Here is a 20399-nt window from a genome sequence, read left to right as displayed (position 1 = left end):
GGACGGTTAGCCAAGCTGATTTCATCAAGGGCTGAATTCGGTATTGTACCGGGTTCAGCCCTTTTAGTGTGCCTGGATACGTTCATCGATTCACACGCGCTTTAGACACTCTTTATCAGATGATGTTAATCCAGCGTAATTTCATCGGTGGTAGTCACAACCGAAATCTGTTTGAGAACATTATTGATCGAAAATTCATGAAGCTCTGCGTTACGGGATGTACAGGCATCTTCAGGAATAACAACATCGTAGGACAGTTCCCAGGCACTTCGCGCCGTGGATTCGACACCAAAGTTGGTCGCAATTCCCCCAATAACGACTGTTTTAATACCATGGCGGCGTAGTTGGAGGTCCAGTTCAGTTCCGGTGAAGGCGCCCCAATGGTGTTTTTGTATCACGATGTCGCCATCATGCTCCAAATCAGGCACGAGTGTATCGAAACCTTCGGGGGTTTGCTCCGGCAAGGAAGGGTTGCTGACGTTACGGCTGGGGCCTTCACCTGCTTTGAAACCTACCTTGATGAGTACAACGGGGGCGCCAGCCTTGCGAAATGTTTCTGCAAGCGCTTTGCCTTTAGTGACTATCTCATCAGCAGAATATGGGCCTTTGTCACTTTTTACGATGCCTGCTTGAAGGTCGATGAGGATCAGCGCGGTAGATTCCTTGCTTAAGGACATGTCGATGTTCCTGTTCAGGTTAGTGAGAGTTCAACGTAAAGCCTATCAGGGAAAAGAAGATCGTAGTAGCTGTAATTATCGGTTGAAAATGTTGGCAGTCAGTCTTTTCATCATCCCATGGTAAGGAGATTAATGACTGAATTGTGCCTGCCAAAGTTCATATCGAAATGCGGCTAACCCTTGCGAATATGAGCGAGCCTCCCGAATTGCTTGCATACGCATTTCAGCGGGAACACACTTTTCTCTTTGACAATACGATGAGGGTTGACCTTGCCATGGTGGCAAGCCTCATTCTTTTTCGTGATCAGATTATTTTCAATTGTTTTGTTATTGAGAGATTTACTTCATGAATACCATACTTACCCAAAAGTCACTGATCAAGAAAACGCTTCTCACTATGGGGGCGGCTCTTTTTGCAGGTACTTTCAGCGTATCAGCCCTGGCGGCCAGCGCTCAGCCTTTGAGTAGTTCACAGGATAATCAGATGCATGAGCAGTTGGATTCGTCCATGAAAACAATGCATATGAACATGATGAAAGGTATGGAAAGTGACAGCCCTGACCTTGCCTTTGCCCAAGGCATGTTGCCTCATCATGTAGGTGCCATCAAAATGGCACAAGTGGAGCTAAAATACGGAAAAGACCCTCACATGAGGAAGCTGGCGCGTAACATTATCAAAGCGCAGGAGCATGAAGTGGGGATTCTCAAAAAGTGGATTGCCACTCATCAGCAGCGTAAATAATACCTGACATCGAAGACATTCTATTGGCGAAGTTGCCAGTGTCGGAATAGGAAGTCACGGGATGGATAATGCCTTCCCGTGATTTTTTATTATCGAACATCAATCAGCGTTATGTATTGAAGGGTGTGGCTTGTTGCCACCAGGTTGCTCGTCTTTCAAGAATATCGATGCGAACCGCCGCGCCGTCCTTGCCAATATATAAATGCCCGCTCCCAAAGCGCCTACATAAAAACCGATTGGCCAATTGGTGATATAAGATAATGCAATAGAGCACCAGATAATCACCAAAGCAATAACGATGGAAAGGACCAATGCGATAAGTGGGCGTTGCGTGAGCAAGCGAGCACTGGCAGGTGGGGTAATCATCAGGCTAAAAACCAGTAACGCACCCACCACAGGGAGGGCGACGATGGTCGCCAGTGCCAGGGCGATCAGAAAACCCAGTGAAACGACGCTCGTTCGGACGCCACGGGCAAAAGAGAGCTCAGGTGAGACAGCCATCAGAAGTAGTGGACGATAGAGCAGGCAAACAATAACAACGGCTATTCCCCCCAATATCAGAACGGGCAGAATTTGTTCATTGCTAACACCGAGAATATCACCGAACATCAGCCCGAAAACGGCCTGTGCATATGCGCGGGTCATGCTTAAACACAATGCACCTGTGCCAAGCAATGCGACGAGTGTGAGGGCTGTTGCCACTTCATGACGCGTCGTTTTGCGCAGAAGCGTTATAATAGTAATACCCAGCAGTGCAAACAGGGTTAGACCGTATAGCTGATTGATGCCAAGCCAGGTAGCGGCGGCTGCACCTGCAAATGAGCTCATGGGTATGGCATGTGCATCGAAGGGGGCCTTTTGCAAGGTCACAAAAAAGCCGATGACTCCCGCTATGATGGCGACAATGGTGCCTATCACCCAGGCATTGGTCATGAAACTTGAAAACATGGGCTATGACTCGTAACGAGTGGGCGTGAAACGGCGAGTGACGCAGGTACGAAAAACGCGGTTAAGCGTTGGCAGGAATGCTGCCATCAGGTAGCAAAGAAAAATCAGCACAACAACAAAAAAACTGACAGGCCAGCCATGTTCGGGCGTCCAGTAAAAACTGTCGTAGGCCAGAATGATACCTGCAAAGGTACAGAATGTGCCGATCAAACAGGCAATCACAATTGCCCAGCCGGGGCGTTTGCAAAGATGTAGTGCTGCAGAGGCAGGGCCAATCAATAGGGCGGTAGAGAGTATGGCGCCGATGGTCAGTGCTGAAAGCGCAGTGGAGAGAGCCAGTACAACAAGATATACAAGGTTAATAACGGGCACATTTATTCCCCTGATGCGTGCAAGATTCACATCGACACAACTCAGCATAAGAGGGCGATACAGCAGTAACATTAAGCACAGGGCGATCAGGCCCGTGGCACATATCCACGGGATCATGGAAGGATTGACACTCCACATGGAGCCAAACATGACTGTAAATGTGACTCCCGTCGTGCTATGGATTTCACTGTTTAAATAGAGGAAGAGTGCTGAAAGGGAGAGCCCTGCGCCTAACGCGATACCTGTCGCCATGGAGCGGTCTGTGCTCTTTCTTGAGGAAGCCAACTCAATTCCCATTGCCCCTAAAATGCCCATGATGGCAAAACCCGCCAAGGGATTGAGCCCCAGCAGGAACGAGGCAGATCCACCCACGCCACTGATATCCGAGAGCGCATGCCCAGCAAAGGTATTGCCGCGTATAATGGTAAAAATGCCCACCACAGCGGAGACAATGGCAGCCCCACCGCCCAGAAGCATCGCCACATGGACAGGCTGACTGCTCCAAAGGCCGGGTTCAAAGAGACTCTGCAATACCATTAATGTGATTTCCTGTGCTCAAGCATCTTGCGGTCTAACGTATGGCGATAATTTTCTTATATTGATGATGGACCACTGACATAATCATAAATCAGTGTCGGTAGCCGGTGCTGCATAAAACAAGAGGCTGTAAAAGTATATGGTGAAAACAAGGGGCTTGGCAGTGTAAATAAAGCAATGTAAATGTGCTTTTCTACGGGGGCCTGGCTCACTCAGGGGGTGCTGCGGCTACGAAGACCTGCCCCTGACTTCTGACAACATTGATGGGATACCCATAGAGTTTGGTTAACACCTCTGGTTGAACGACGTCAGAAGTTTCTCCACTGACTGCTTTTCCATTCGCCAGATAAACCGTTCGCGTCATCATTTTCATGAGTGGATTCATATCGTGTGCCGACAACAACAGGCTGACTTCATGTTGGTGGCAAAGCTCACCCAATGTATGCACGATATCGGCAACACTACTGATATCCAGATTGGCCAACGGTTCATCCAACAGAAGTAACTTTGGCTGTTTGATCAATGCGTGGGCGATCAATATGCGTTGTTGTTGACCGCCCGAGAGATTGCCTATGCGTTGATCGGCAAAGGATTCAGCCCCTACCGCATCCAATATCTCGTCCACACGTTGCTGACGATGGCTTGATCCCAATGGAAGTCCAAGGCGATTTCCATCCAATCCCAATGCGACAAGATCACGAGCGCGTAGTGGGAGATCCGGATCAATCGAACTCTTTTGTGGTACATAGCCTATTTCGGCGCTTCCGGACCTCAGCGGTTTTCCGTTGAAAAGAACTTGCCCCTTGGAGAATGTCTGCAATCCAAGAATAGCTCGTAGTAATGTCGTTTTACCCGCCCCGTTGGAGCCAATCAGCCCACAGAAATCCCCTGGCCCGAGTTCAAAGGAAACGTTATCAAGTACAGTTCGCCCTGAGAGGGAAACATTCAGGTTGTCGACCCTTAGAAGGGACGGGGTATTTACAACATCTTCTGGCATATTAATGAGATTCTGCGTGCAATTGCTCGGTTGAGGTGTGGTTCACCACCGCGCGTTCAAGTGCGTTGGTTTCTGCCAGCATCCAGGATTGATAATGATAGCCTACCGGCATCGTTTCATAAACGCTTACCACAGGAATATTGTGAGCGTGCGCATTCGAAAGGAACGAGCTGGTTAATGAATCGGTGACCTGCTGGTTATAGACAAAGGCATGCACCTGATGCTGACTCAAGAGCGTGTTTTGTGTACTGACATCCTGCGGAGAAGGATCTACGCCATTCATCACTGCAGTTTGAAGGCCCTTCGGAGTTTTAATGGAGATGCCCATCGCCTCCAGGAGGTAGTCGCTGACAGGTTCAGTGACTGCAACGGCTGTATGCGGGTGTGCTTTCTTAAAGCTATCTATAGCGTTGTACCAGGGGGCAAGCGATGCCTTGAATGCTGTCGCATTGGCCTTGAAAACGGCAGCTTCACTTGGCATCAGAGCGGATAGCTGTTTAGCAATCGCATCGGCCACTGCTGGCATCGTTTTCACATTATACCAAAGGTGAGGATTCCACGTATCATCAGGTAATTTGAGCAAATGTTGAACATTGATCACTTTTTGTGAGGGGGTGGCATGTGCTTTGATCAGCTTGTCAGCCCAATCATCGTAACCGACGCCATTCTGCACAATCAGTTGAGCCTTGGAGAGCTGGCTTGCTACTCGAGGGCTGGCTTCAAAGGTATGTGGATCGGTGTTTGGATTGGAGAGAAGGGCTGTGACATCAACATAAGGCCCACCAATCTGCTTGATGACATCCGCGTATTCGTTTTCGACACCAATCGCATGAATGGTGGAATGTGAGGCAGCATTCGCTGTGTGTAACGTCGTTACAAAAGCCGCTCCCAATAGTACGGCGGTGAGGCCCGCCTGTCTGATCCTGATACCTGCGAGTGGTTTTAATGGCGATAGCATAATCGGCTTCCCTTGAGGTTATGATGCATTCACATGATAGCTCGTAGTAGTTCAAGCAAGGCCATGGCTCATGCACTTATCCACTCGTGCCTTGTGAGCTTTCCTGAGAGCTTGGAATTATATAATGTTATAGTATATCAATTATGGCGAGCAACAGTAATTGCTTGTTTTTGGCAAAATTATTTTATGGGTGAGTAGGAAGCATGTGTGCTTGCGAATCCCGGATCTTTGCCAACGATAGGTAAATATCCGGTTATGAAGCTACATATCGTCAATACACATCGTAACTACTCCACAATCAAGTAGATGTAACCCTTTCATGTGCACATAGGCCTATCCTGAATTCGAGCTTTTCGAACGGCGGTTAGGTTCTTCGGCGGATAGACTGCACAGAATGTCTTCTCCTGTGCAGTCCTGTACTTGAAGGGTGATGACTTCAGCTTGCCTTAGAAATCATATTCAAGACGAATATGTGTGGCCGCTGGATCGTTCTTCCCCGTGTTGTGTGTAAATTGATGTTCCACAGCCAATGAGAGATTGTCTGTTAGTGAAGTGCTTACACCGAGAAATTCATGCCCGACATCGGCTGTTTTACCATGAATGGAATCACCCGCCACATAGGGTTGGATACTTTTAAGCATAGGCAGGTTGATTGGGAATGTATAACCCGCAAAGTATTCCCAGCCAATGGCTGATTTATCGAAATAATCACGTGCATTGTTCGCTTTGCCGACGATGAAGTGCTTATAGGAGCCTATCATGGCGGCTAGGGTCCAATTACCGGGTGTCCAGCTGAAGCCCGTTCCCAACAATTGCTGGTTATAATTCTTTTGGCTGGCATTTTGCCCCGTCTGGAAGATGCTCGCACGCGTATAGCTATACGCGACACCCCATGAAAGCTGATCGTTAATCTGATAATTGAGTGCCAATGCCGCACCATGCTTGCGTTTGTAGCGCCCAAAATCCTTCAGATAATAATTCGGCGCTGGCATGATGTAACTCGCATATAACGTGACTGGCCCCCAGTTATTCGTATAGTTAAGAAGTCTTTTTGCACGGAAAGAACCATCATAAGAACCATCATCTACCCCATCACTGGAGCCTTGGCCCTGTTGGTCCATCACCCAAATATCGGTCTTGGCGCCCACGGCTCGATAATAGGCGCTGAGCTGCTTGCCATAGGTCAATGTACCGTATTTGTCATTGGAAATACCGGCATATAATTCGCGTTGGTAGGTGTCTGTACCTTCACCCCCCTTGTTTTTGTAAGTGTGATGATTCCACCCAACAGCTTTAAATAAGCTGGCACCCAGTTCGTAGTAGCCCAGCAGCTTCCACCCATTGGGTAATTGATACGAGGCTTTGGCAAAATAGTTGGAATCATCAGCATATCCGCGGTGTTCAACCGCGCCTCTATCGCTGCCGCCCATTGCATTTTCAAAACCGAGCTCGGCGCTTCCTCCCACACTTAATTCTAACGGTTTTAGAAACGAATTGGCTTCTCCCTCCCTGATGAGGGGAATATCGGCCATTGCATGGGTGCTGAACGTCATGCATGTAGCTACGGTGGTGCTGGCTAGTGTTAATACAAGAGCGGAAGGTGTAAGTCTTGATAATGGCATAGGTCGTTCCCTGCGGCCTTTGGTCAAAGTTTTTTCAAGGTGGCCACGTCATGAGTTTCTATTGTTATTCGCTACTGCTGAAAAGATGCCTTTTAGAATGAGCACCTCCGTAAACAGTAATCGGTGTCCTGGACGGCCTTCCTCCTGCGATACTGCTATTGCGCCATTGCGATTCATACTGAATCCGCCGTCGAGAAACGGTATTCTAAATGTTATATTATAACAAAATCAATAGTGGATAACTTACTTTTACACAGAACCCGCCTGGCAACAAATGCTTTTAATTTAATTTTAAGAATGAAGCTCTCAATAATGGACATGGAAGGGATAAGAGGGCGTTTCCTCTTCTCAAATGAATTGACGCTAGCTAATATGCTGTGCCCTGAAGCTCCGATACGACATGGCAGATACTGGCAAGGTGAAGAAGCATTTATGCTGTTGTCATTGAAAATACGATGCCAACTGTGTCTAATCAGGAAGAAAACAGGTTTCCAGGCCACATACGTTGATAGCATTGTAGGTTCTCGGTGTGGCAGTGTTGATTATCTAGAGATTAAAGAAGGGATAGGGTAACAATGCCCAAAAACAATGCATCTAATCGCAAGGGTAACCAATGGATGGCGAAGTGGGGCGACAGAACGTCTGACTTTTTACATTTTCTTGGACTCTTTGGCCTGGGATTCTTCAATCTATGGGCCGCCATCAGCTTTTTCGTTCACTGCCTAGAACGGGGTCACATCACTATTGATGAAATTTTGCTGTTGTTCATTTTCCTTGAAATCGGTGCCATGATCGGCATTTATTTCAAGACACACAAAATGCCGGTCCGGTTTCTAATCTATATCGGGATTACTTCCCTGACGCGTTATTTGATCGGTGATATTTCCCACCATGATGAGCCCAACTATTCAATGCTTTATCCGTGCCTGGGAATACTATTGTTAGCTATCTCGGTAGTCGCTGTCAGGTTTGCTGCACATCAGTTTTCTACCGACCCGCTGGAAGAAGGTAAGCAGGTACAACAGGATGAGACCGCATAATTCAGTGCGTTTCACACTTTTCATTCAATAGTGATACTCAAGAAAAGTGGAAGAGGATGATGAAGGGACAAGTTGCTCCCTTGTCATCCCACCGGTTTTGTCAGAGAAGGTGAGTGGGACGCAAGCGGTGTACCATTTCGGATGAAAAACCAAAAAAAAGCCCAGCAAGGGGCTGGGCGTCAAGGATCATTCAAGGGAACACTCATTGAGACTTCTGTTGCCAGATAAAGTTCCCTTTTGCTAGGTGCTGGAGAATGATTTCTTCGCGATCATGGCCAGCCAGCGTATTGGTTTATCACCGGATTCGGTCCCGTCGCTTACAAGCCCAATAAATTGGGCTTGCATGCTAAAGACGGGGTTCACTATCCTAATACGCCGACTGCTTTTCCATGGTAGATTTTGTCTCGTTCGAGTTATTTGGCCTATTTTTCTACCATCGAGGTATATGCAGCTGCAATGTGACCTGGTGTCGTGATCCAGATTTCCTCCCGGTGCTCCATCAAACGTTTTAGTACCTTCTTCAATTGATGAAAGCGGAAAGGTTGCCCTGCTATATAAGGGTGGAGTGCAATGCCCATGACTTGTGGGGAGGATTTGCTTCTTTCCATGAGTTCAGCAAACTGGCTCTCAATCATACTGCAGAACGTTTCTATACTGGCGCCATTGGGAACAATCGTTGGTATATCATTTACCTCTTGCGGATACGGAACCGAGAGAAGCTCTCCTGTAGAGGTATGAAGCTCTGTCGGCAGATCATCATGAGCCCAATTCAACGTGTAACTGAATCCGTGCTGGGCAAGTAATTCTGGCGTTATACTGCTTTCTGAAATCCATGGGGAAAGCCAGCCTTTTACCTCTTTTCCAGAGTATGATTGCAGACGTTCACGACAATAACGAATCATATCGCTTTCTGCCTCAGTACTCAGCTCCCCCTGGCGCTCACTATTGGTGTGCCCGTGACCAATCAGTTCAACCCCCGGGCAAGACAACCATTCATCAGCCAATGCCGGATAGTCATCAAGGATAGCCGTATTCATCAACAAGGCAGGCGGGATATTGAGTTTTTTGAACAAGTCAGCCAAATACCAGCCACCTACACGGTTACCATAATCCCGCCAAGCGTAGTTGAGTATATCCAACTGATTGGGAGGCGCTATTTTGGCGCCTTCTGGATCACCAAACGAGAAGTGTTCGAGATTCATGGCCACATAAAGTGCCAACCGCTTGCCATTGGGCCACGTATGCTGCGACCAGAGATCCACGGGACGCGTTTCATAACGATGGTGATGGGAAAGGTGGTGCTTCCATTCCGTATCGGTCATGACTGGCTTCTCTTGTTTTCTGAAATGCTGTGTTGTTCTGAATAAACATTCGTTGGCCGACTCATCCGACTACCGATGAAGGAGATACTCAGGGATATCAGAATGACCACGACGGCAGTACTCAGTTCAGGCATCCAAACATTCACAATAAATCCGATCAGAATGGAAAGTATCCAGGCCAGAGCCATGATTTTAGGTACGTAATGACGAACACGGGAGATCATCCAGCCCATAATGGCACCGCCGATTCCCGGGACCAGAATACCCAATAGCTCCAACCAGTTGGTAAGCCAGTTTGTAATGCCTGAAATAGCCAGCACGAGTCCTATTATCCCCAATGTGATGGTCATTGACTTGAAGGATAGGGGAAAGAGAGCGCTCCAACCGGCGGTTGCGTTATAGAGACCATGCACCGCAACCGATGAGCAGTTCACGACAAAAAAGAGTGCTCCAAAAGCAGCCATGGCCGGCCCCCATTGGCTGAGGAGGTGTGAAAAATCACCACTGGAGGAGTTTTGGCTGGCTACAACTATCCCTCCAAGAAGCATTGGAATCATATTGCCGAACGGGAATGCACAAAGAGAGGCAATCACTGCCTGAGATGGCGTTTTTGACCAGCGCGTGAAATCTGCAGTGAGTGTACCTGAATCGATAAAACAGGATATCACCATCGTTAATCCGATACCGAAAGACACAGTACGATGATTATCCGGTTGAAAAGCCACCATTTGCTGAGCGCTGCTATGGGTGAAGTTGATGATCAGGCTCACTATAGCGACAACAGCAAAAAGCAGGATGGAGATAATACTCAACGGTTTCAGGATACGCATACCTGATAGAGACATAATAATGAAAACGATGCCAATCAGTAGCGTGGAGATCCAGGCGGGTAAGCCCGTTAATTGCACTACACCTGTGCCTGCCAATCCTGTTTGCACTGCAAACCATCCTACCACTAGTGTGGAGAGAGTGATTGAGACAATCTTCGCGGTTATTGGGCCGAAAAGATGTTTAGCACTTAATCCGAATGTTTTGCTCTCCCTCGCCGCAAGAGCGCTCAAAAAGGCAACATACACAGCTAGTATTAAATTGCCTACTGCAATCGCTTCCATGCCGCGTAAAAAACCCAGTGAGTCAACGATCTCGCCTCCTACAAAGGCGCCGATCATCACGAGTGGGAAGCCGGTCCAGACAGCTGCTACCGAAAAAAGACTACGTTTTGCATGTGCGGGCACGGCCTCGTGCTCATACTCTGCGGCCATCGGACGTTCCTGTTCTTTGTTGTTGGGATATGAGTGAATGAAGAGGCAAGAGCATTCTCTTGTGAATTCTGCTACCAGTCATTTGTTAAAAAATGCCATGAATCGCCAATTTAGTCATCGATGGTGGGTGATTTCAAGGCAATAGGGGAAATGAGTGATACAACGCAATATTCAGCCTTTGCATTGTGGTATAGAGGAAAGTTGCGGCGCTCAATGGCGGGGCCTGAATCGTGGGAGGGTACGAGTGCGATATAGCGTAGACGTAACTGCTTCTTACCTCATTGATGTACAGGTTACCTGTTTTTTCACTTAATGCATTAAGGTCGACGGCCATTGTCGATATCAAAGCCTATAGCCGCTTCAAGCAAAGATTCAGATAATGGATGAATATCAGATAAAAATAGGGCTATTGCAAAATATGAGCATCGTAGAATGATCCTTTAAGTATTCGTTTTATTCTGGGATATAAGGATTGGATCAGTTTTTAATCGGCTGGGATTATTGAAAGAAAAGGTGAGTGTAATAAAAAGGACATTGTCGAATAATGGAAACGACACATTTTAAGCACAGTGAGAAAATGCTGGATTATCCCCTAAAAGAGAGTGCAGTAAAAAACGTTAAAATTCATTGAGCTAGTGGCGCCCTCAGCAGGATTCGAACATGTTATACAGTTGTTGTTAATAATGATTTTAAATTGTTTTTCGTGTCTGATTATACCTTTTATTATACCCGGTGGTTTCCAGCTCTAAGTGCAACACAGGATTATTGAACTGGTGTTTTTGAGTATATTTAACGGGCTCATTAGCCCATATGCAGCCATTCAGTTAACATGGCAGGATAATCCCAATGCCTTTCAAGGAAAGCGTGCATGGACAAGGAACGCCTGGTTGATATCGAGACCTTTATCACCGTTGTAGATACTGGAAGTTATACGAATGCTGCACGCAAGCTGGGCCTTTCACGCTCAACGGTGGGTAAACGCATTCTGCGTCTGGAAGAAAGATTCGAGGTACGCCTTCTGAATCGTACCACCAGGCAACTTAGCTTGACGGATGAAGGGGATGTTTTCTACCAGCGTTGCCGCCAGATTACTTCCGAGCTGGAGGATCTGGAAGACACCATGTCCCAGCGTAGACAAGCGCCAACAGGCGTGCTGAAAATCTCGGCACCCCAAGCATTGGGGAATCGCTATATCTATCCGTTGCTGGAAAGTTTTCTTCGCCGTTGGCCTGGCTTGCGGGTGGAAGTGTCTTTTACTGATCGCTATGTAGAGCTGATTGAAGAGGGCATTGATATTGCCATTCGCATAGGCGAGCCACTACAGGATTCCCGTATCCTCTCGCGAACTGTGGGGACTCAGGAGATGATTACTTGTGCGTCACCGGCGTATCTGGAACGAAAGGGAATACCTGTATCGCCTGATGAGCTTGAGGGGCATGACACCATCATGTTCCTGAACGCAAATTATTATCGAACCTGGAGTTTCAAATCGGCAGATCATTCCTGGCAACATACTGGCCCGGTAAAATTAAACATGAATGATGCAGAAGCCATGTTAAAGGCTGCTTTATCAGGGCTTGGCATTACCTATCTACCGTCTTTCCTGGTCAAGGACGCACTTAAATCAGGCGACTTGGTTCCCTTGTTGGAAGACTATGCGGAACAATCAGAGCCTATTCGTGTTATTTATCCCAGTAGGCGATTCTTGTCGCCACGCATTAGGCTATTTATTGATTTCCTGGTAGAGGAATGGCAACCAATCCTGCCATGGGATAAATAATATCCCGGTGATAATAACCCTTGGCGCTAACCAGGATAAAAAAGAGGAAGGTGGTCAGTCCCACCTTCCTCTTTTTTTAGATAAGCAAAGCTTTTATTGATCCAAAGTTGGGTAATCGGTATAGCCTTCCGCACCATTGGAATAGAAGAGTTCTTTCCTTTGTTCGTTCAGGGCGGCATCGGCCTTGAAACGCTCGGGCAGGTCGGGGTTGGCAATGAAGGGACGACCAAACACAGCTGCATCGATCAATCCCCTGGAAATCAGGTCTTCGGCTTTCTCTGGCGTATATCCACCAGCACCGAGGATAGAATGGCTCCAGCGAGCACGAAGGTCTTTCCTGAACTCATCGGTTACTGGCTTGCCGCCTACCCAATCGGGTTCTGACAAATGCAGATAGGCGATCTGACGTTTTTCCAGATTATCTACCAGATAGAGAAATGCCTTGGCATTTTCCTCGCTTGATTCATGTTCGACCCCATTAAAGCCTCCAAAAGGAAACAGGCGGATGCCAATGTGTTCAGGCCCCCAAGCCTCAATCATGGCATCGGTTACCTCCAGCACTATGCGGGCACGATTCTCAATGGAGCCACCATATTCATCCTGGCGCTGGTTGGCTTCGGGTGAGAGGAATTGATGAAGTAGATAGCCATGAGCAGCATGTATTTCAGCAAGGTCAAAACCTGCTTCCTTTGCATTGATTGCTGCTTGGCGGTAATCGGCAACCAACTGCTGGATATCAGCCTTGGTCATTTCTCGTGGGCGTGAAGTGGGAACACGCAGTACATTTCCTTCGATATCGCGCAGGGTAGTGCGTGCATCAGCAGTAATAGCTGAAGGTGCTATGGGCGCAGCATTGTTTGCATGCAGGGAGCTGTGTGAAACACGGCCCGTATGCCATAGCTGAACGGCAATTTGGCCACCCTTGCCATGCACATCATCAGTGATTTTCTTCCATGCATCAATTTGCGGCTGGGTATGCAGCCCCGGGGCACCGGAATAGCCCTTGGCAGAAAATGAAACCTGGGTCGCCTCTGTGATGATCAAGCCGGCTGTAGCACGTTGGCTGTAGTATTCCTGCATCAGCTCAGTAGGAACATCGCCTGGCTCACGGCTTCTCAAGCGTGTAAGTGGCGCCATGAATACACGATGAGGGACAGTGATAGGGCCTATTTTCAGAGGCTCAAACAGATGTGGATAGTTCATGTTATCTCCTGAATTCCTTCCCGTTGCATTAGTGCAACAATGAATATGGGGAGAAGTTATGGATTAGAGGGGATAACATCAAGGGGGAGTACGATTGTGTTGGAATTATATCTATAACTATATGTTTTTAAAGGGATATATATGGTCTCATAATATGGGGCGATAAATCTCCAATACATCTTCCTGGAGAGGCTCCCCACAGCTGATCAACACGCTCAAAGGCCTTATCAAGATCCTCATCCGTATGGATAGGGAAAATATTCATTAGATAGTCTCCGCGTTGATTTATTTAAAATAGGCAAGCTCTAGGCTTTCTATCTATGCCTGATATGCCTTCAACTACGTTGCTCGGTTAATCCCCGGCCATCAGTGAGTAAGAAGGTTTTCTCACGAGGTTTGGTAAGTTGTACTACACGGGCGGTAAGAGGCATGGATGGGTAGAACCTCAATATCTAACTGAGCGGTTATACCCGAAAGTATACACATTAGAATGGGGAAGCTTTTGGATGCTTCAGGATGGAGTAAGATGAAAATATATTTTAAAATGCTGATTTTTATGGAGTTTTTGGTTTTTATAGAGTTAAGGAAGAGGAGTTAGTGGCGCCCTCAGCAGGATTCGAACCTGCGACCTTCCCCTTAGGAGGGGGACGCTCTATCCAGCTGAGCTATAAGGGCACTTGGAGGATCTGCTCAATACAAAAAAGAGTAAGCAGACTTTTTCGGGTGGGGATTATAGGATGTTGAAGGCACAAACGAAAGTCGGAATTTACATGGAATGGACCCTACGTTGCTATTGCGAGTACACTTGTGCGCCCTTGAGTCACCATCCTGAGCCAATTTCCCATGACAAAAACCGACCGCCATTTCACCGGACCGATGGTCGATAAGTTTGAACGCACGCTTTATGGGGCTTCTAGAGGCCAGTTGCGGCTAGCCCTTTTGCAGCAAACGATCGAGCGGGAGATCCCTTTCTCCAGTGAGCCGATTCTGGATGCAGGGGGCGGTCTTGGTATTATGGCTCGATGGGCCGCTGAACGTGGGCATGATGTCACACTGGTGGAGCCAGCGGCTGATATGTTAAAAGCCGCCCGGCAACGCGTTGAAGGTTACTCTGTGATATGTCGGCAGGGGGATTTGCAAGCGTTGGGTACGTTGGCACTGGGTCCGTGGCCACGTATTTTTTGCCATGCGGTATTGGAATGGCTGGCAGATCCGAAGGAGGGCTTGCAAGCGCTATTTGATCAATTACAGCCGGGGGGCTGGTTGTCACTAATGGTCTTCAATAAAGATGCGCTGTGCTTCTCCAATATTGTGAAAGGCAATCTAAAACGGGTGCTCAAGGGTGGCCTAGAAGGGAAGGGAGAGGGGACACGCCTTACCCCTATCTCTCCGATGACCCATGATGATATCGTTCAATGGACGGCTGAACTGGGCCTCGAAATGAGAGGCGTTACCGGCATTCGTGTTTTTCATGATTATCTTAGAGAAAAACACCCCACCGAAGATGATCTGGAAATGCTGAGGCAGTTGGAGTTTGCATATTGTCGTAAAGAGCCATATTGGCGTCTGGGGCGTTATCTCCATTACACACTGTATCGTCCACTGGGTTAGGTTCTGTCAGTAAACTTGCTTGAATCTTTCGGCTATTTAAAAGATTGCCTTTATATGCCGATAGTATTGTTCACGTGGGCGAATGAGTCGTCACGTGATTCATCGTATAAAAAAGGATATGTCGGTGAGAACCGATAAATCGTCAGTCAGGAGTTCTCATGAGTGTTGCCCCACCTGTTTGTCAGTTGCTTCAGCGTCAGCCTACCAACCGGTATGACGAGTGGTTGCACGTTGCGCTTCCCAGGGATGCTGCTCAGGCTTTGGAGGGTGTATGTTCCTGTTGGGTGACGGATATCACCATAGCGGAAACTCTTTCCACACGTCATCAACATGTTCATCTGGGAATCGAACCGCCTGAAGCATTACCTCACGGGGCTCTATTGTATTGGCCCAAAAGTCATGCCTTGGGGATCTGGTGGTTGGAAACACTTTGTCACTGGCTTCCCGAAGGGACACCTATTGAAATCGTGGGTGAACACCACGGGGGAATCAAACGGGTGCCCAAGGTTTTAGCTGCTGCTGAGCTCCCCTGTTCTCGGGTTGATAATGCTCGTCGCTGCTCCCTGTTCGCGACGACAGCTTCTCCACATGTTCCACTTACCCTGGGATGGGGTGAGTATCAGGTTGGAAATATCCGATTGGCATCGCACCCGGGGGTGTTTGCCAACGGCAGGTTGGATGCAGGCACTGAAATCCTGCTGGATCAGCTCGCGCCCGTATTTGATAAAAAAGAGCCGAATACAGCCTTGGATGCGGGCTGTGGAGACGGCATCATTAGCGTGTGGTTGGCACTCAGGGGAATTGACGTTAGTGCTTTGGATGCTGATGCATTTGCTGTGGAGGCCACTCGCCGTAGTTTGGCACTGAATGGTGTGTCAGGGGACGTCGAAATACATGACATGTTGTCCGGTATCGATCGAAAATTCGATGTAATTGTGTCAAATCCCCCATTTCATCAGGCGCAGGATATTGATTACGGGCCAGCTCGCAGGCTGATTCGTGATGCAGTACGCTGCCTGATGCCCAAGGGGCAGCTGTTTATTGTGGCGAACTCCTTTTTGCCTTATCGCGCTCCTCTGGAAGAGGTCTTTAGGCAAGTTGATGTGCTAGTGGACAATGGGCGTTATCGCGTGTATCAGGCTTCTCAGCCTAAACCAATACGTTAAGGTGCTTTTATGTCGAGGTATTTGGGCAAGAGACAGGAGAAGGGGAGCTCTTTGACTGATTATGTCGCACAATAGCCCTCATCCAGCTGATAGTGGCTAGGTGAAATGGAGGGATTATCGGTGTTGTGCTGCTTATACTCATGCGGTCTTGGTCTTTCAGGTATGAATAATACGTGATTCCAGCAAGCTAGCTGCGTATGTTTTGATGGTGAAAAGCAGCGCTTGTTCCTGACGAGGGAATGAGATATAAACATAGTCAGGTGTTACCCGTGCCTCCCCCCTCCCTTGGGAAAGTAGTTTTACGCATGCAGGGCAAGTCCCCACGAATGATCTATTTCGAGCGGCACATAAGGAGGGATTGTGTAATCAGCTCGTTATGGAGCGTTCACAATGAAGACCTCTATATCACTATATCAGTTGAAACGGCGTGCCAAAGGTTTGGCGCGTGAGCAACATATCCCTTTGCATGAAGCCCTTGATAGGGTCGCCCGCCACGAAGGCTATTCACGCTGGAGCCTGTTGGCCAGTAAACATCCGCAGCACTCTGTTCCCGAAATTTTTTCCCGCTTGAATGATCACGATATGGTTATTCTTGGCGCGCGTCCCGGCCATGGCAAAACGCTGCTAGGTATCCGCTTATTGCTGGATGCCATTCAAGCGGGGTGGAAAGGGGTGTATTTCACGCTTGAATGGACAGAAAAAGAGACTCACAAACGGATCCGTGCACTAGGAGGTAACCTTCATTGCGATGCTCTTCTACCCACGGTCGTTACTTCCGATAAGATCAGCGCTTCTTTCATGATCGACTATTTAGAGCATTTTCCTCGTAAAAGTGTGATCGTGATAGATTACCTACAGTTATTGGATCAGCAACGGCATAAGCCGATACTCTCCATTCAACTTGCCGAGTTGAGAGCTTTCGCAGATGAAACTGGTTCGATCATTGCCATTATCTCTCAAATTGATAGAACCTACCGACCCGAAACCAAATCCGTGCCTGATATGAAGAATCTACGCTTGCCGAACCCTATCGATCCGGGGGTGTTTACGAAAGCCTTCTTTTTGCATGCCGGTAAGCTAGGGATCCGAAATATCCCCTGATCATGGCGGGTGAAGCCGAATGTCTCCAAGGCGCAATGCATTGGCTTGTTTGATGATGTTATGAGGCGGCTGCCAACTACTGTCGTAGTGCCTGATGGTTGAACAGCGTTCTATGGCGTGTTCTCACATGATGCGGGTTCGATAAGGGCTATGCTAAGAAAATGGCCTGATATTCTCAGGCCATTGTGTCGGGAGTAGGCAGTTGGCTTTCTCCCGACGGTCATTCTTGACGAAGCAAGGTCGCGAAATGTCTCTAGGGCGGTGGATACTTGGAGAGAACGCCCTGTACCAGTTCAGCAATGACTTTACTTCTTTGTGCAGGGTCTGAAGGATCTCCCGACGGCTCCGTTGCTCGACCACGCCATACCAGTCTTCCATCATGCGTGTCATACATGTCCAACTGGAGTACGGTGCTCATGTATTGGACGGTCGAGGTGCCATAATAACCGCCTCCCCACGGCCCCCATGGCCCGCTGCCCCATCCCCAGGGACCATAATATCCCCACGGGCCACCACCCCAAGGGCCGCCCCATGGCCCCCCATCATAATAATTGGGTACGTTGTCGGTAGTTTGTACGTTAGCCAACGTTACCTGCAATGTCAGGTCCGAATGCGTACCTGCTGGCGCAAATGAGAGGCCTTTGCCTGGTAACTGTGCCTGTAACGCAGTATTAATGCGTTCGGCGGTCAGTCCACTGCGGGTAAGTGAGTTGTCAGGTGTAAACAGCACCGGCGTTTTTGCCCATGACCACGTATGGTAATCGGCAAAGTTGCGGCTTGGGTCATAATCTTGCTGTGTTACCATACTGCTGCATGCTGATAATGAGAACAGCAGGAACAGTACGCTCAAGTAGCGCAAATAGCCGAGCGCTTTGAATTTTGTAGGATTGTTCATGCAAGGCTACTCCAAAGCGATATAAATGATATGAGTTATCATTAAACCCTATATTCCATACTATCACCAGAATACGGTGTTCGGTTAGGTAATAAATAAGGAAAACACGGCATGTACCATGCATTATGGTGCGTATTCTTTATTGATCGAATGCTCGGTCTCAATAATGAATAGCGGTCACAATATAGTGCTGGTCGCCTCCCGGCGCTTCGAAAGTAATGTCGTCGTCCAAACGTTTTCCCAAAATAGCGCGTGCAAGAGGGGAATCCACGCTGATCCACTTTTTGTCTGGCGCTGTTTCGTCGGGGCCCACAATGCGGATATGCAATTCATCACCATTATCATCCTCAAGGCAGACATACGCTGCAAAGAACACCCTATTTGGATCATCTGGCAAGCGATCAACCACCTTGAGTTCATCCAGACGTTTTTCCAGATACCGAATGCGGCCAATGGTTTTGTTAAGTTCCCGCTTGCTGTAAGTGTAATCAGCATTTTCGCTCCGATCTCCTTGCGCAGCTGCTTCTCCTACCTTGCGTGAAAGCTCCGGGCGTCTTACGCGGGAGAGATGCTGATGAAGCCCTTGCAGGTGTTCATAACCGGCACGGGTAATGACATTACTTTTGGCTTCCTGACGTGGATCCTTCGCTGGATCACGCCAACGCGTCATGTTGCGACCTTTCATTACGGGTTCTCACACGTTGAGTTGATGACGTGGTGCCTGTTCCATCTCATTCAATAATCCTCCAGGCAGAGAGGCGCATCGCTGGCCCATGACCTTTCGATTGTCACATACTGGCGATGATGTGCCTGATATGGATAGGTGGGCATGTGCCATGAATAGGCAATATATGTCATGAATAGGTGTTAAAGTGTCCTTAAATGCTTGAATTATGACTATTCAGGCGCCACCTAAAAAGCTATCTTTAATGAACTGTATCGAAAGCGGGATGATGCAGTAAACACGGTTCGTTTTACAAGGAGTTTACATGAGCGATTACGACAACCAGTGCCCGGATACTGAAAATCCAGAGAGTACGGGGCATGGAACGCTTTGCTTTACTCCTGCGGATGTAAAAATAGAAGCGGTAGAACCTGTCTATCAGGGTTTTTTTACGTTCGAAAAAATTACCTACCAACACAAGCGTTTTGACGGAAAATGGAGTCAAAACGTTGTTCGTGAAGTACAGTTGCATCAGGATGCTGTTGGTGTACTTTTATATGATCCTGATCGTGATAATGTCGTGTTGGTAGAGCAGATACGAGCAGGTGTGGTAGCGCGTCAGGATCAAAGTTCTCCATGGCTGCTTGAAGTTGTTGCTGGTTTGATTGATACCGACGAAACTCCAGAAGAAGTGGCCAGGCGCGAAGCCATGGAAGAAGCCGGATGTGAAATCCGTGAGCTTTTCCCTCTGTATTCTTACTATCCAAGCCCTGGTTCTTATACCGAACGCGTACACCTCTTCTGTGGGCTGCTGGATAGTACCAATGTAGGTGGAGTACATGGGTTGGAAGAGGAACAGGAAGATATTCGTGTACATGTCATTCCGTTTCCGCAGGCGCAAAAGCTGTTGCAGGACGGTAAGATGGACAATGGAATGATTATGATTGCCATGTTGTGGCTGATACAGGAGCGGGCCTCCCTTCGTGCCCGGATGAATCATGATGCATAAGCGGACGCCTAGAAACGCCTATGTTACCGATCTCAAAAGTTTACAGGCTGAGTGCACGAGTAATTTCGTGCGGCTCTCACGCTTGGTACAAGGTCGTTCAGCCGGTGAACAGATCGATATAGAGCTGGGCGAAAGTGATCGTGTTTTTGGTCGCCTGCACGTGGAAATTGCGGATCAGGCCCCTTACACGACGACATTGAATGTTACCCAAAGTGGTGTTCTCGAATCGTTGATCGAGTCCCCACGCATGCGGGTTCATTTGTATCATGATGTGCGTATGGCGGAAGTGGTTGATTTTCAACGCCGCCGGCATTTTGAAGGGCGGTATCGTTATCCGAATGCCCAAATGCATCAGCCGGATGAAAAACTTCAGCTTAACCGATTCCTCGGGGAATGGCTGGACCATGCCTTGGCGCATGGGCACTCCTCTGATGTGTCGTCTTCTCTGTAAAAACACACCACGTTTCACTAACAGCCTCCCTGTAATTTCTGA

Annotated in this window: 19 protein-coding genes and 1 tRNA gene; 8 read left to right on the top strand and 12 right to left on the bottom strand. The window is 48.1% G+C overall.

Annotated elements, in window-relative coordinates; translation table 11 throughout:
* Window positions 1-125: 125 nt before the first annotated feature.
* The gene (locus tag LMG33818_RS03800) at window positions 126-677 is read right to left on the bottom strand and encodes an isochorismatase family protein (protein WP_442322014.1); all 552 of its coding nucleotides are present in this window, start codon (window positions 675-677) and stop codon (window positions 126-128) included.
* Window positions 678-1023: 346 nt separating this feature from the next.
* On the opposite strand from LMG33818_RS03800, the gene copM reads away from it, so the two are divergent.
* A complete protein-coding gene (gene copM / locus LMG33818_RS03795; protein ID WP_442322013.1) occupies window positions 1024-1419 on the top strand; it encodes a CopM family metallochaperone in 396 nt (131 codons plus the stop codon).
* Between the two features lie 99 nt (window positions 1420-1518).
* On the opposite strand, the gene LMG33818_RS03790 is transcribed toward copM, so the two are convergent.
* The 5 genes from LMG33818_RS03790 to LMG33818_RS03770 form a co-directional block, all read right to left on the bottom strand.
* On the bottom strand, window positions 1519-2367 hold the full coding sequence (locus LMG33818_RS03790) for a metal ABC transporter permease (protein WP_442322012.1): 849 nt from the start codon (window positions 2365-2367) through the stop codon (window positions 1519-1521).
* A 3-nt stretch (window positions 2368-2370) separates the two neighbouring features.
* Window positions 2371-3276, bottom strand: a complete 906-nt coding sequence (locus LMG33818_RS03785) for a metal ABC transporter permease (protein WP_442322011.1) — start codon at window positions 3274-3276, stop codon at window positions 2371-2373.
* Window positions 3277-3484: 208 nt separating this feature from the next.
* A complete protein-coding gene (locus LMG33818_RS03780; protein WP_442322010.1) occupies window positions 3485-4273 on the bottom strand; it encodes a metal ABC transporter ATP-binding protein in 789 nt (262 codons plus the stop codon).
* A gap of 1 nt (window position 4274) precedes the next feature.
* The gene (locus tag LMG33818_RS03775; RefSeq protein WP_442322009.1) at window positions 4275-5231 is read right to left on the bottom strand and encodes a metal ABC transporter solute-binding protein, Zn/Mn family; all 957 of its coding nucleotides are present in this window, start codon (window positions 5229-5231) and stop codon (window positions 4275-4277) included.
* Window positions 5232-5677: 446 nt separating this feature from the next.
* Entirely contained in the window at window positions 5678-6853 is a 1176-nt protein-coding gene (locus LMG33818_RS03770) for a porin (protein ID WP_442322008.1), read from the bottom strand.
* Window positions 6854-7428: 575 nt separating this feature from the next.
* Here LMG33818_RS03770 and LMG33818_RS03765 point away from each other — a divergent pair.
* Entirely contained in the window at window positions 7429-7893 is a 465-nt protein-coding gene (locus LMG33818_RS03765) for a phosphate-starvation-inducible protein PsiE (RefSeq protein WP_442322007.1), read from the top strand.
* A 422-nt stretch (window positions 7894-8315) separates the two neighbouring features.
* Here the strand turns inward: LMG33818_RS03765 and LMG33818_RS03760 are convergent, their stop codons facing one another.
* Complete coding sequence (locus LMG33818_RS03760; protein WP_442322006.1) at window positions 8316-9215, bottom strand: polysaccharide deacetylase family protein; 900 nt, start codon at window positions 9213-9215, stop codon at window positions 8316-8318.
* Window positions 9212-10477 carry a purine-cytosine permease family protein gene (locus LMG33818_RS03755; RefSeq protein ID WP_442322005.1) on the bottom strand — a complete coding sequence of 422 codons (1266 nt, stop codon included), beginning with the start codon at window positions 10475-10477 and terminating at the stop codon, window positions 9212-9214. Before LMG33818_RS03755 ends, LMG33818_RS03760 begins: the two co-directional genes overlap by 4 nt.
* Before the next feature lie 868 nt (window positions 10478-11345).
* Between LMG33818_RS03755 and LMG33818_RS03750 the strand changes: the two genes are divergently transcribed.
* Window positions 11346-12257, top strand: a complete 912-nt coding sequence (locus tag LMG33818_RS03750; protein WP_442322004.1) for a LysR family transcriptional regulator — start codon at window positions 11346-11348, stop codon at window positions 12255-12257.
* Window positions 12258-12350: 93 nt separating this feature from the next.
* Here LMG33818_RS03750 and nemA read toward each other — a convergent pair whose 3' ends face one another.
* A complete protein-coding gene (gene nemA / locus LMG33818_RS03745) occupies window positions 12351-13460 on the bottom strand; it encodes an N-ethylmaleimide reductase (RefSeq protein ID WP_442322003.1) in 1110 nt (369 codons plus the stop codon).
* Window positions 13461-14058: 598 nt separating this feature from the next.
* A tRNA-Arg gene (locus LMG33818_RS03740) sits at window positions 14059-14135 on the bottom strand.
* 168 nt (window positions 14136-14303) lie between these two features.
* Here LMG33818_RS03740 and LMG33818_RS03735 point away from each other — a divergent pair.
* The 3 genes from LMG33818_RS03735 (at window position 14304) to LMG33818_RS03725 (ending at window position 17338) form a co-directional block, all read left to right on the top strand.
* Window positions 14304-15071: a methyltransferase domain-containing protein gene (locus LMG33818_RS03735; protein WP_442322002.1), complete on the top strand. Its 768-nt coding sequence runs from the start codon at window positions 14304-14306 to the stop codon at window positions 15069-15071.
* Between the two features lie 158 nt (window positions 15072-15229).
* Window positions 15230-16237 carry a methyltransferase gene (locus LMG33818_RS03730; protein ID WP_442322001.1) on the top strand — a complete coding sequence of 336 codons (1008 nt, stop codon included), beginning with the start codon at window positions 15230-15232 and terminating at the stop codon, window positions 16235-16237.
* A 390-nt stretch (window positions 16238-16627) separates the two neighbouring features.
* The gene (locus tag LMG33818_RS03725; RefSeq protein ID WP_442322000.1) at window positions 16628-17338 is read left to right on the top strand and encodes a DNA helicase; all 711 of its coding nucleotides are present in this window, start codon (window positions 16628-16630) and stop codon (window positions 17336-17338) included.
* A 253-nt stretch (window positions 17339-17591) separates the two neighbouring features.
* Here the strand turns inward: LMG33818_RS03725 and LMG33818_RS03720 are convergent, their stop codons facing one another.
* Window positions 17592-18233, bottom strand: coding sequence for a DUF4136 domain-containing protein (locus tag LMG33818_RS03720; RefSeq protein WP_442321999.1), 642 nt, complete (start codon window positions 18231-18233; stop codon window positions 17592-17594).
* Between the two features lie 160 nt (window positions 18234-18393).
* Window positions 18394-18918, bottom strand: a complete 525-nt coding sequence (locus LMG33818_RS03715; RefSeq protein ID WP_442321998.1) for a GreA/GreB family elongation factor — start codon at window positions 18916-18918, stop codon at window positions 18394-18396.
* Between the two features lie 304 nt (window positions 18919-19222).
* Between LMG33818_RS03715 and LMG33818_RS03710 the strand changes: the two genes are divergently transcribed.
* Together LMG33818_RS03710 and LMG33818_RS03705 are read left to right on the top strand one after the other, a co-directional pair.
* Window positions 19223-19906: an NUDIX domain-containing protein gene (locus LMG33818_RS03710; RefSeq protein WP_442321997.1), complete on the top strand. Its 684-nt coding sequence runs from the start codon at window positions 19223-19225 to the stop codon at window positions 19904-19906.
* Window positions 19899-20357, top strand: a complete 459-nt coding sequence (locus LMG33818_RS03705) for a DUF1249 domain-containing protein (protein ID WP_442322179.1) — start codon at window positions 19899-19901, stop codon at window positions 20355-20357. The genes LMG33818_RS03710 and LMG33818_RS03705 overlap by 8 nt, the downstream gene beginning before the upstream one ends.
* The last annotated feature ends 42 nt before the right edge of the window (window positions 20358-20399 follow it).

The organism is Cernens ardua, from assembly GCF_051251085.1.
Taxonomy (GTDB): domain Bacteria; phylum Pseudomonadota; class Gammaproteobacteria; order Pseudomonadales; family Halomonadaceae; genus Cernens; species Cernens ardua.
This window is presented reverse-complemented; position numbering and strand designations above follow the sequence as displayed.